Origin of the sequence: Flagellimonas oceani (assembly GCF_011068285.1) — a bacterium.
Lineage (GTDB): Bacteria > Bacteroidota > Bacteroidia > Flavobacteriales > Flavobacteriaceae > Flagellimonas > Flagellimonas oceani.
The window spans coordinates 1,364,323-1,376,692 of the sequence record NZ_CP049616.1 but is presented as its reverse complement, the minus strand read 5'-3'; the positions used below and the strand labels follow the sequence as shown (position 1 = coordinate 1,376,692).

The following is a 12,370-nucleotide window of genomic DNA, read 5'->3' as shown; positions in this document are numbered from 1 at the left end:
AACCAGTCGAAAATGAAAAAGTTAAAAACTACTACAAAAGTGACAATAGGGGTTTTGACCCTCATTTCTATCCTAGTTATTGCCTGTAGCAAGGATTTTGAGGATGTCATTTTGGAAGATTTCGATTTCAGCTTCTCGGTGGAACATCCCGAGGAAAGCTTTGTATTCGAACGTACGAGAACCTCATTTTCCCTGGTTCCGGAAAAGGAAATCTCTACAGTAGATTATTTTCTAAAATACTCGGCAGCCAATGCAAAAGGCTATTTTTTAAACATGGAGGGGGATACGATACGTGAGAACGACACATTGCGCATAACCGATAAAAATTGGGCCTATAATTACGTGGCTATTGATACCGGTATGCATAAGATCAATTTTTTAGCATGGGATTCCAACATGCGAGAGAAGAGATTGGAGCTGTTTCATCGTGCCAAATATGCCAGTTTCAGTTTCTTGCTCAACAAGGGACTTAATGAATTTATCATCAATTCAAAAAACCCGGTCAATCTTACACTTATTCGTGATAAGGAAACTGAAAGTCCAAGTGCAATAGGGAATTTTGAAATAACGTATCAAATCGAGAACGGCTCGGGCAAATTATATTTGGGCGATAAGGTCTTTGATGCGGGGAATCCATTTTTCCTGCCAAAAGGCATTTCCGAACTATCCTACCTACCCGAGAATTTGGGTGAACATAAACTGATCGTTACTGCCAAAGCCCCTGATGGCGCTACCTTGACCCAAGAACTATTATTGACTGTATTAAATCTTGGTTTTACACTCAATACAACGGCTTCCTCTTCACAGGTGGAGCTCGATACGAATCTGGCCATTGCCATAGACCTTGCAACACAGGATGAAAATTCGAATGTGACCTATGAGATAACCCATTCCTTTTCCAGTTCAAGTGAGGGTGGTGGAACCGTAAGGGACCAGAACGGCGGGGTTATGGAACCGGGGCAATTTAGGGCCATTGACCCTGACACTTATAATTTTTCATTTACGAGTACGAATCTGGGAAAGCGTAAAATATATTTTGACGTACGGGACAGTAATGGTCAGCAAAAACGGGACAGCGTCGAAATCGAGGTCGCCAATATTCCGTTCACATTCTCCGGCAACTCGGAAAGTAATTCGGTGTTCATCAATGAAAGGACCCAATTCAACTTCAATATAAAATCCAATGGAAACACGAACAATATAGAATACAGCATCTCCTATGAAATTCTGGAGGGAAATGGTATTGTACGCAACGTGAACGGTACAGAACTCATAAATTCAACGGATTATCCAGTCGCTTTCGGTAATTTTTCACTGTTCTATATCCCAGAGACGGCTGATACCCATAGAGTTTCCTTTGTGGTAACGGATAATTTTGGACAATCCTCTGAACCGGTTATCATCGATCTGGAAATCAAGCAAAATGAATTCGAGGCGACTTTCACCCCATCAAAAACATCTGAATTTACCAATATTCCCGTTTCTGCTATTGTGAATATCGATGAAGAACCTGAAGGCACCAATGACACCTATGAGGCATTTTTTACCTCTGGAAAAAGTGGTGGGGTAAGTATTAACGGAAATTCTTATGGACCTGGGGAGAAATTTAACTTGACCGCAGACATAAACAACATATTTTATACCGGTTTTGAGCCTGGTGAGCATAATTTGGTCTTTAGTGTCGAGTCGGGATCAGGCGTAACCCATGCGACGGAACCTATAACCATAGCATATCAACAAGTTGATTTTTCTTTCACTGGCGGCATCCAAAAATCGGATATTTCTGTTGGGGAGGTGACCTCGGTAAACTTCAATATTTCAGAAAGCGTAGGGTCTTCGGACTATACCATGCGGTTTGCAATGAACGGCAATGCATTGTTGAAGGATACCAATGGAAACGCCGTAAGCCCAGGCAATAGTTACGATGTTCCCAAGGGGAATTTCAATTGGAGTTTGGAGGGCATCAGCGAGGGAACGGTTACTATAACTTTTTATGCCAAAAATGAGACAGGGCTGGAAAAACCTGTTCCCATTACGGTCAATGTCAGCCCGAAAGACTATGTTCTCACTGTAAATGCTACGGGGCCTGGCGCATTTATTGGAGAGGCCATACCCATTAACTTTAATATTACTGAAATCGGCCTGGGGGGAGATACGTATACCATGTACTATTCTACCGGCAATGCTAATAGTACTTTTGAATTTGACGGAAACTCTTATGGCCCAGGAGAGGCATTCCCAGTGCCCGTTGGTTCATTTTCGGGTAACTACACCGGCCTTTCGGAGGGTTTGCACAACATAGTATTCAACACCATATCTTCTTCCAATGTCACCAAAAACGAAAGTGTGGATATTGATTATGAGCGATATGTTGAGCCATTCGATTTAACCATAAGTCAGGCTCCTGGTGAACGCCTTGAGGGAGAGGCATTCAATATAACTGTCATCACCAATGCCATAGGCACCCATGATAATACGGTTTCCTATACGATGACCTTTTCCTTTGAGGGTAATCGAGCGGGTTATTTTCTTCTTTCAGGATCAAGATATGATGAGGGCGAAACCGTTCCATTGAACTATGGGAGCACCAATCTCACATTCTATCCCGACAGTCAGGATACGTTCACCATTGATTTTGAGGTGGAGAACTCAACGGGGGAAACGCAAACCGGAAGCACATTTGTGGATACCTTGAGAAGGCCTGTAGCTTTTGTAAAAGGAGAAAAGTACAATGTCAGTTGTGGCGGTTTGAATGGATGCGATTATCAGGTAAGGATATACACTTGTTATGATATCGGATGTTCCGAGGCCTATGGGGGTGCCACCTTGGACCGAGTAGAGATCAGGATTTACAACAGAAGGGATAATCGATGGGATACCCGGGTATTCAACTATAATGAGGCTGTGGGGAATGGTGTGGACCGATACTTTTTGTTAGAGGAGGAGGCCAGAGAAAGCAGACTACGTTATTTAGACCAAGACTTTGAGGTCAGGGTCAGGGATACCAATGGACAGTGGAGTGAAGTGGCTTTTGGTAAAGTAATAAGGGTATAAGACAAATATCTCTTCGTTTAAAGATTCCTTTTTGAGGCTGTTAACTACGTCTAAATACATAGGTAACAATCACATTGCGGTCATCTAAAAAGTCCTCTTCTTCAACAACTAGTCGGTTTTGGGTAAATTCTATGATCGTCCAATCGCTACGGGTATCAAATCGGATAATCTCGTTATTTATTAATTCATAGGTATCACTTTCCACGTTTTGAAATGCCGGAACATCACCGCAAGAAAGTCCATTTTCATTGATGGTGAAAACATCCTTTTCCCCAGGTCCCCTATCATTGAAAAACGTCAAATTGTCCTTTAGGCACTGCCGAATTTCGTTTGTATTATAAAAGTCATCATTCACTGTGCCATCCCCATTAATATCGACTGCGATGTTGGAACCAATGGCCTCATACTCCCATTGACCAAGCAAGGCTTCTGCCCTATCTGCTTCAGAAACACCATTGTCGTCATTATTACAAGAGTAAATTAATAGCACCAATAAAACTAAAAAGACTTTAGTGTAGATTTTCATTTCGAAATGTTTAGACGCCTTTATAAAGATAAAATTTTTATCCCTAACCTTTTTAACCCTTCCAGTCGATTAAGAAACTATCAATGAGATTAAAACAAGAAATGGAAGATTAAATTGCGTAATTTGACAAGATAAATGCAGGGAGCGCACTTTTACGCCTCCACGTGTTCAGGTGCGGCTCCGAGGAGGTTGATAAATCTGGAACGGAAAGATCTCGATTGTGTCGCGGCGAATTACGTCTGCTCTGGAAATCTTGATGTAGATGATTTGTTAAAATTCAACAGTGGTTGAGTACATATTAAAATAAGGTATCTGTCAAACTCCTTTTAAGCAAAGAGAAACTTATTTTCATGTCTCTTACCCATAAATAACTGTTTTTCATGAAAAGTAACCATTTTTCATATTATATTTGTACTTATATTTCATGAAATGTAACTATGAGTAATCAATTTGCACGAAAAATAAGCACTTTTCACGATAGGGTCTTGCCAGAGGAAGGAATTTTGGTTGGGTATGGTTGGCTTCTACAATTTATCGAGGATACAAGAAATAGACGATTACCTTTACCAGAGCTACTTGCCATTGTAACAGAGAAACAACAGCGGTACAATACCCCACAATGGCAGGTATTTGCAAAACGGTATATCCCCGAGGATAATGCAAGTGGCCATCTCACTTTTGCACTGAAGTACGAAGGTATTGATTTGCTCATTTTAAAAGAGTTTTTTCTGGCAGTGGGTGATGCGCCGGTAATGAGCATGGTGCAGAACGAGCCCACTGGTCAATATTCCAGAAGGATTTGGTTCCTATATGAATGGCTCTTTGGTAAAAAACTGGATATCCCCGATTTAAAAACCGGTAATTATGTTGAAGTTGTAAACCCCAAGCATCAATATGTAGGACCGGTTGAAAATAGTACCAGGCATCGCGTAAAGAATAATCTACCGGGTACCAGAGAATTCTGTCCCATGATACGCAAGACCAAAAAATTAGAGTCTTACGCCGCAACAAAATTTCCTGAAATCATGGAAAAAGGATTAATGGGAAGAAATAAGGACTTGATACGTAGGACGGCCGCATTCCTTTTGCTGAAAGATTCAAAAGCATCCTTTGCCATCGAGGGGGAATATCCTCCGAACATGAGGGCCAGAAATTGGGGCAAGGCCATTGGCCAGGCAGGTAAAAAACCATTGACGATTGAAGAGATTGAGCGACTTCAGGATATTGTAATAGGCACCAAGAAATTGAAGCACATGGGAATTCGCAAAGGCGAAGGATTTATTGGTGAACATGACCGCGAAAGCTTACTTCCAATGCCTGATCATATCTCGGCCAAGGCAAAAGATTTGGAATCATTGCTACGTGGATTGATTGACACTAACAACCTCTTGAAAAACAGTGGCTATAACCCAGTTTTGGCGGCAGCCAGTATCGCTTTTGGTTTTGTGTTCATCCACCCTCTTTCAGACGGAAACGGCAGGATACATCGATATATCATACATCATATTTTGGTTCGCATGGGCTATACCCAGAGGGATATGATCTTTCCGATTTCGGCAGCTATACTGAATCGGATAGGAGAGTATCAAGATATTCTGGAGCACTTCTCATCGCCCAGACTTAATCTAATCGAATGGAAGCCGACCCTTGACCACAACGTTGAAATCTTGAACGACACCATTGACCTCTATCGCTATTTTGACGCCACATTGCAGACAGAGTTTCTTTATGAATGTGTCGAAGAGACCATTGAAAAGATAATACCCGAAGAGTTGGATTTTCTGGAAAAATATGACCAAATGACCCATCAAATCAATGCGTTGGTTAATTTGCCCGATAACAAAGTAGATCTATTAATCAAGCTTCTCAATCAAAACAAGGGAAAGCTGTCAAAAACTAAAAAGGCAAAAGAATTCGAGGAATTATCCCAAGAGGAAATTGAAAATGTCGAAAAAATGTATGCTTCAATCTTTTAACATCCATCAGGTATAACATTAAAAATGGTTCGTAAGGTTCTTCTAGTAATACCAACACCTAAATAAGGAATTACGTTGTGGTGCTTTACTACCCAAAACTAAAAAATCGGTTTCTTGAAACGTTACTTTTCTAAAACTCCTGGTTCCTGCCTAAAGCATTCTACCAGCATTTTGTAGAGTTCTGGATGTTTTCTCTTAAATAAATCGGGACGTTCAAAAAAGTACTCGGCAGCTACGGCAAAAAACTCCGCTTCGTTGGTACCGCCATAGTTTCTTATATCGGATTTATTGGCATTGATAACTTCCATTTCCGCATGGATCAACTTTAACCACGGGATGGTATATTGATGCTCCAACAACCTTTCCGGAATTCCATCCGTGAAATCGTCCAATTTATCAATAAGATGCACAAACTCGTGTATGCCAGTATTGCTTTTGTCGGTTGTGTTTTTGAACCCGTGATGCAATGCTTTTTTCGATAAAATCATTTGCTTTTCAAAACGTCCATTCCCCACAATTCCGCCGATATTACGCGATTTATCTTTGCTGCTAAATTGCATATCCTCATTGAAGTTATCAGGATACAATAGGATTCCGCTTAAATTGGTATAGTGCCATTCGTCAAAACCAAAAACGGGAATTACAGCACTCGCCGCAATTAAAATCTTGTCGAGCTCTTGCAATTCCAGTTGTACCCCATCAATATAGACTTCACTTAAAAATTGCATCATTCGTTGTTGAAAAACTACCTGTTTTGCTTTGGGAAGGTTGCGGTAGAAGAGCACATTTTCCATCAGTAACGGATGCCAATATTTTGGGAACGGTTTTACTTTTTTGCTTCCTATTTTTGAAACAAAATAAACGGCAAGGACAAGCATCAATCCGAATATAATCGTATAAATCATAGTTGATGTAGCGGATAAGGGAATATCATCTGATTTTAGTTTTTCCAAGAATGACCACCATATAATAAATTATCCGGTTTGATTATTTGGAATAGTCCTTCAACAGAAAATTCCAATGGTATCTTTTTAACAATCCTATGTACAAATAGAGTTTCAACTTTTGGGCATTCAATTTTTCATTGACTTTTATTGATGACGTATTGAAGTAGGAGACAATACTGTAAAGTTCTTCTACGCTATAGTTTTCAAGAAGTTCAAAGCAATGATAACGTAAGTAGGTAGCCAAGTTCTTACCTCTATACGCCTGAAACGTGTAAACATTCAAAAGGTAACCTTCCTTATCTTTTATTTTGAAGGAGCGGCCTTTAAACACAAAATCCTGCAAATCAACGAATAATAGGGCGGCAATCTCTTTCCCTCGCTTGAGACCGATACATATCTGCCCCATACTTAAATTCTGCTCTAATTCCTTGGTTGTAAGCCCCATGATGTTATTCATTATCCCAATCTCGTCCAAACCTATATAACATAATTCATAGTCTTTGAAGCTATCTCGAATCTCAGGTTTTTCGGCTCCATTTTTTATTTCCCTATACCAATAGTAGGGTGCGATGTCCAATCCTATCCGGGTCAGAGCATTCCTAAGGGTGAATAAAAATAATCCATGGCGTATTCGGTGCCACAATAACTTCGTTTTATAGAATTTGCTTTTTTCCGCTACCTTCATTTTCTTTTCATTTGACTTAAGTCAGTACTGACAGAACGATATCTTTTAGATTGGATATAAATTTATTATAGGCGTTTGGTGATTAACGAACATCAACACTTTCCGCGCTAAACCCTATTTTCTGCAAAGTAGCTTTTACATCTTCTTCCGAAGCACCATGACTTTCTATAGTCAAGATTTTATCAGGATTAGCGGTATCCACTTCCCAACTTTCAACGCCTTCTTGTTTGTTTAAAAATGGGGTTACTTTAGAGACACAACCACCACAATTGATATTTGTTTTAAATTTTAAAGTTTTCATCGTATTTGAATTTATAATTAATTATTAAAGTTTTGCTCGTTTAAGTCTTAAGCTATTTGCAACCACAGATACGCTACTGAATGCCATTGCTGCTCCCGCAATCATTGGGTCTAATAAGAACCCATTTATGGGATACAAAACGCCCGCCGCAATCGGTATTCCAATGATATTATATATGAATGCCCAAAACAGGTTCTGACGGATTCCCAAAACGGTTCTTTTTGAAAGTTCCAACGCTTTGGGAATGGATTGCAAATCTGAGGTAATCAAGGTCATCTTTGCCATGTCCATAGCGATGTCAGAACCTTTACCCATGGCAATGCTCACATTGGCTTGCGCCAAGGCGTGTGAATCGTTGATGCCATCGCCAACCATAGCTACGATCTTTCCATCAGCTTGCAGTTTTTCTACAAAAGCTGCTTTGTCCGAGGGCATTACTTCTCCTTGATAATTTGTTATTCCTACTTGTTTTGCGACAGCCGATGCGGTTTTATTATTATCTCCAGTAAGCATAAAGACCTCGATGTCTCTTTCTTGAAGTGTTGCTATGGCCTTTTTTGAAGTTTCCTTAATCTTATCCGCAATGGCGAGTATCGCGAGCATTTGTTTTTCATTACCAAAAAATATGACCGTCTTTGCTTGCTCTTCAAGACTCTCTGCTGTTTGCATCAAGGAAGCGTCGATTTGAATATTATTCTCAAGCATTAGTTTATGGTTTCCAACATAGTATTGTGAACCGTCCTTTATTTCAGCTTGAACGCCTTTTCCTGTAATACTTTCAAAAGAAGCAATTTCAGCTTTTTCAATATTTTCATCTTTTAAGTGGTTGACCACCGCTTCCGCCAAAGGGTGTTCTGATTGTGCTTCAATTGCTAAAAGAATTTGTTTGTATTTTTTCGTGTCTTTATTATTCTCAGACCAATGAATATCCGTCACTAATGGTTTTCCTTTGGTAATGGTACCCGTTTTATCAAGAATGACTGCGTTCACTTTGTGTCCTAGTTCTAAACTTTCGGCATCTTTTATTAGGATATTGTTCTCGGCACCTTTGCCAATCCCCACCATTATAGCCGTAGGTGTAGCCAATCCCAATGCACAGGGACAAGCGATAACCAATACTGCTACAGAGGTCAATAAGGCCTGCGAAAATGCATTATCGTCTCCTACCGACATCCAAACAATAAACGTAATGATAGATATCCCCAAAACGATAGGAACAAATATTCCCGCTATTTTATCGACCAGTTTTTGAACGGGTGCCTTGCTTCCCTGGGCTTCCTGAACCATTTTAATGATTTGGGACAGCAAGGTTTCGCCGCCTACTTTTTCAGCGGTAAATTGAAAACTTCCTTTTTGGTTTACCGTACCCGCAAATACTTTTCCACCATCTGATTTTTCTACGGGAACAGGTTCACCTGTAATCATACTTTCATCAACATACGAGTTGCCTTTTGAAACTTCACCATCCACAGGAATTTTCTCACCAGGCCGTACCAAGATGGTCTGCCCAACTTGGACTTCGGAAATCGGAATCTCCATTTCTTCACCGTCCTCAACAATCTTTAACGTTTTGGGCTGTAATCCCATCAGTTTTTTAATGGCCGAAGAAGTGTTCGACTTTGCTTTTTCCTCCAACAATTTCCCAAGGGAAATGAACGTAATAATGACCGTGGCCGCTTCGTAATAGACGTGAGGTTCTATACCACGGCTCAACCAAAATTCGGGAAAGAGCGTATTGAAAACACTGAACACAAAGGCAATCCCCGTACTGAGCGCGACCAAAGTATCCATATTGGCCTTGGCGTACTTTGCTTGCTTAAAGGCATTGATAAAAAAGCTACGCCCGAACCAAAAAAGCACCGGTATGGTCAAGACCAACGAAATCCATTTTCCAGGTATCCATTCCATAAAGAACATCCCAAGAACGAAAATGGGCAACGTTAAAATTGCCGACCAAATGGTACGGTTTTTTATGTCTCGGTAATGTTGCCGCTGAAGTTCTTGTTGCGCTTCGGCTGGGTCTTCGACATCAATAATGATATCATAGCCCACTTCACGCAGCACGTTTTGCAGTTTTTCTTCGGAAACACTTGCATCATAATCTACCCACACGGAATTGCTGGCAAAATTTACGGTGGCCTTGTTTACACCATCGATATGGGAAAGAATCGACTCCATACTACTGGCACAGGCAGCACAGGTCATACCTGTTACCGGAAAGGATTTTTTGATATCTGATTTCTTGGTTTTATCCTTTTGCTCCAAAACAGTTGTGGTTTCCATAGCTTTACCTGAATTGCTTTATGCAAAGTTCAGAATCGTTACCGCCAACCTTGTTACGAAATTTGCTGAAAGAGTTGTAATATTCTCGGGAAAACAACTAGTCAAAGTTGTTTTTCTAGCTCAGCGACTGTTTTCTTAAACTGTTCTAAATCCTTGAAGATATGTGCCCCTATCTCTATGGCTTTGCGATAATAGGGAAGAATGATTTTGGGAAAGCTCCTTTTCTTGTACTCATTTTCCTCTACATCCATTTTGTCTTTACGGACATCCCCAAATTTCAACAGTAATAGTGTTGCTCGTCGTATTTCCTGCGGGTTATTTCGTTCTTTGATTTTATCCACCAAATTGAAAAACTCTAAGTCATTCTTGGTAATGTTAGCTTTTGTTTCGTATCGTCTTAATTGTTCGTCAATCTCTATATCTTCAATTCTGGCTAAGTTCATATTGATATTATGGCCTGCCCAAAAACCATACTCTTCATCGAACCAAATGCCAGAATCGTGCCATTTACCAAAGAAGTTGACGGCATTTTTAATGCGGAAACCTTTCAGTCCTTCCTCAGAACCCAAAATGGTAACCTCGCAAGGATTGGGAAACATTCCCATTACAACCACATCCTTTTTATAAGAATTAAAATATTGAAAATACAATTTCTTGAAAATGTCAAATAAGTCAATAACATTGTTCAACTTGGGATAGAAAAATTCATCTAAATCGAAGGAATGAATCAAAACGCCATCTAAATTGATAGGGTCTGAATCGTGCATAACATACCGACCTTCGTCTATAGAATAGGCGGAATGAAAGAAACTGTTGCGTATTTCTTTAAAATGGTTCTGTTCATAAAAATCGATTAGGTGCTGCTTTTCCGAATCGGCCAAGAGCTCCATCAAGAAATCTTGTTTTTCGCCAATTCCCAAAAGGCGCTCATATTTTTTCGTTTTCCAAAAAAGATATGATGAACCTTTGTACCCCAATTTAATACGGCACAAATTACCTATTATGTTGTAGAAGTCGCTGTTCTCAAAAAAAGTGGAGTAAATCTGTAAACCCATACGGGTTTTCTCTTTTCCTTCTAATTCATTGTACAACCTTTTATAAAACTCGATTGCATCGAACCATTCATGAAGGTTAGAGTTTAAATTAGATGAACTGATTCCCCTATAATTAATCAGGTTAAGTACAAAATCGAATTCGCTTTTAGCCTTGGCTTCTTCAAAAAGATTTCTCAAATCATTTATCGGAGGTTGTGCATCTTCCATAAATAAAAGTACTTATAAAACGGCAAACCCCCACTGAGAATCCCTCACATACCGCGTTTACCGTCCCAACTAATTCTCCAGATCCTATTGGTCACATCATCGGATATCAACATCGATCCATCGGGTAGTATGGCGGCACCCACGGGTCGGCCATAGACCTCATCTTTTTTGCCGTCAACAATAAAACCCGTTAAAAAATCTTCAGGTTTTCCAGTTTGTTCTCCGTTCTCGAAAGGCACGAAAACCACTTTATAGCCTGATAAAACCTGTCTGTTCCAAGAGCCATGCTGTACGACAAAGGCCCCGTTCCGATACTTTTCGGGGAAGGAATCGCCCGTGTAGAACGTCAATCCCAAAGATGCGGTATGGGGGCCAACGTTCACATCGGGCATCAGTGTATTTCCCACTTGGGCCGAAGGCACCCATTTTACCCTAGGATCTTCATTTTGCCCATAATACAAGTAGGGCCAACCGTAAAATCCGTTTTCGCGGACACTGGTCAAATAATCAGGTACGAGGTTGTTGCCCAATCCGTCGCGTTCGTTGACCGCCGTCCATAAGTCTCCGGTAACGGGATTCCAATCCATACCCACGGGGTTTCTTAGTCCTGATGCGAAAATTCTTAGTCCTGCGCCATCGGGATCAATCTCAAGAATGGCCGCCTTCATGAATTCAGCCTCTGCCCCTTTCTCCCCAACATTCGAGCCACTACCGACCGCTATATATATTTTCGAGCCGTCCTTGTTGGCAATAATATTGCGTGTCCAGTGCCGATTGGCCTTTCCTGCGGGTAAGGTGGTAATTTTTTCCGCTTTTCCCGATATTTGCAATTGACCGGGCTTGTAAGGAAAACGTAGCAATCCGTTGGTATTGGCCACATAGAACCAATCATCTAGCACAAGCATTCCGAATGGTTGATCGAGTTCCTTTTCGAGAAATACGGTACGTTCATCGGGAGACCCGTCCTTGTCTACATCGCGGAGCAAGGTTATCAAGTCCGCACTGTTCTTAAAGCTTTTCGACTTTGATGCCCCGATGAACCATGCCCCGATTTTTTTCCAGAGCGGATAATTCGAATTGCTTTGCGCCACAAGTACATCGCCGTTCGGTGTAACGTACATCCACCTTGGATTCTTGAAACCGTCAGCATATTTTGTAACGGTAAAACCGGGCGGGGCTTTGGGGGTCCTTCCATTTTTCCAGCCAATGACATTGCTATAGTTGGAATAGGATTTGGAGGCCGATATCGGCGGTAGCGAATCGACGGTCTGCGCATTTGTAGTTGCCAATACTAAGAGTGAAATGATTAAACCTGTAAAAAAACGTGTTCCCATGA

General features: G+C 40.8%; 9 protein-coding genes. 2 read left to right on the top strand and 7 right to left on the bottom strand.

Translation table 11 applies throughout. The features are described from left to right. Positions 1-12 precede the first annotated feature (12 nt). Positions 13-3,054 (top strand): TraQ conjugal transfer family protein, encoded by a 3,042-nt coding sequence (locus tag GVT53_RS06380; protein WP_067037730.1) that lies wholly within the window; start codon positions 13-15, stop codon positions 3,052-3,054. A 40-nt stretch (positions 3,055-3,094) separates the two neighbouring features. Here the strand turns inward: GVT53_RS06380 and GVT53_RS06375 are convergent, their stop codons facing one another. After that, the gene (locus tag GVT53_RS06375) at positions 3,095-3,580 is read right to left on the bottom strand and encodes a hypothetical protein (protein ID WP_067037728.1); all 486 of its coding nucleotides are present in this window, start codon (positions 3,578-3,580) and stop codon (positions 3,095-3,097) included. A gap of 437 nt (positions 3,581-4,017) precedes the next feature. On the opposite strand from GVT53_RS06375, the gene GVT53_RS06370 reads away from it, so the two are divergent. Beyond that, entirely contained in the window at positions 4,018-5,556 is a 1,539-nt protein-coding gene (locus tag GVT53_RS06370) for a Fic family protein (protein ID WP_067037726.1), read from the top strand. 122 nt (positions 5,557-5,678) lie between these two features. Here the strand turns inward: GVT53_RS06370 and GVT53_RS06365 are convergent, their stop codons facing one another. The 6 genes from GVT53_RS06365 to GVT53_RS06340 all read right to left on the bottom strand — a co-directional run bounded on the left by GVT53_RS06365 (position 5,679) and on the right by GVT53_RS06340 (position 12,368). Continuing rightward, entirely contained in the window at positions 5,679-6,434 is a 756-nt protein-coding gene (locus GVT53_RS06365) for a M90 family metallopeptidase (protein ID WP_404828015.1), read from the bottom strand. A gap of 109 nt (positions 6,435-6,543) precedes the next feature. After that, on the bottom strand, positions 6,544-7,188 hold the full coding sequence (locus GVT53_RS06360) for a GNAT family N-acetyltransferase (protein ID WP_116183705.1): 645 nt from the start codon (positions 7,186-7,188) through the stop codon (positions 6,544-6,546). A gap of 82 nt (positions 7,189-7,270) precedes the next feature. Beyond that, entirely contained in the window at positions 7,271-7,489 is a 219-nt protein-coding gene (locus GVT53_RS06355) for a heavy-metal-associated domain-containing protein (RefSeq protein WP_067037721.1), read from the bottom strand. Between the two features lie 24 nt (positions 7,490-7,513). Continuing rightward, positions 7,514-9,772, bottom strand: coding sequence for a heavy metal translocating P-type ATPase (locus tag GVT53_RS06350; protein WP_116183706.1), 2,259 nt, complete (start codon positions 9,770-9,772; stop codon positions 7,514-7,516). A 101-nt stretch (positions 9,773-9,873) separates the two neighbouring features. Next, positions 9,874-11,034 (bottom strand): hypothetical protein, encoded by a 1,161-nt coding sequence (locus GVT53_RS06345; protein WP_116183707.1) that lies wholly within the window; start codon positions 11,032-11,034, stop codon positions 9,874-9,876. Positions 11,035-11,078: 44 nt separating this feature from the next. Continuing rightward, on the bottom strand, positions 11,079-12,368 hold the full coding sequence (locus GVT53_RS06340; protein WP_067032977.1) for a PQQ-dependent sugar dehydrogenase: 1,290 nt from the start codon (positions 12,366-12,368) through the stop codon (positions 11,079-11,081). Positions 12,369-12,370 lie beyond the last annotated feature (2 nt).

Coding starts and splice junctions, on each gene's coding strand:
- GVT53_RS06360 (WP_116183705.1), bottom strand. CDS start 7,188: ATGAAGGTAGCGGAAAAAAGCAAATTCTATAAAACGAAGTTATTGTGG.
- GVT53_RS06380 (WP_067037730.1), top strand. CDS start 13: ATGAAAAAGTTAAAAACTACTACAAAAGTGACAATAGGGGTTTTGACC.
- GVT53_RS06355 (WP_067037721.1), bottom strand. CDS start 7,489: ATGAAAACTTTAAAATTTAAAACAAATATCAATTGTGGTGGTTGTGTC.
- GVT53_RS06375 (WP_067037728.1), bottom strand. CDS start 3,580: ATGAAAATCTACACTAAAGTCTTTTTAGTTTTATTGGTGCTATTAATT.
- GVT53_RS06370 (WP_067037726.1), top strand. CDS start 4,018: ATGAGTAATCAATTTGCACGAAAAATAAGCACTTTTCACGATAGGGTC.
- GVT53_RS06365 (WP_404828015.1), bottom strand. CDS start 6,434: ATGCTTGTCCTTGCCGTTTATTTTGTTTCAAAAATAGGAAGCAAAAAA.
- GVT53_RS06350 (WP_116183706.1), bottom strand. CDS start 9,772: ATGGAAACCACAACTGTTTTGGAGCAAAAGGATAAAACCAAGAAATCA.
- GVT53_RS06340 (WP_067032977.1), bottom strand. CDS start 12,368: ATGGGAACACGTTTTTTTACAGGTTTAATCATTTCACTCTTAGTATTG.
- GVT53_RS06345 (WP_116183707.1), bottom strand. CDS start 11,034: ATGGAAGATGCACAACCTCCGATAAATGATTTGAGAAATCTTTTTGAA.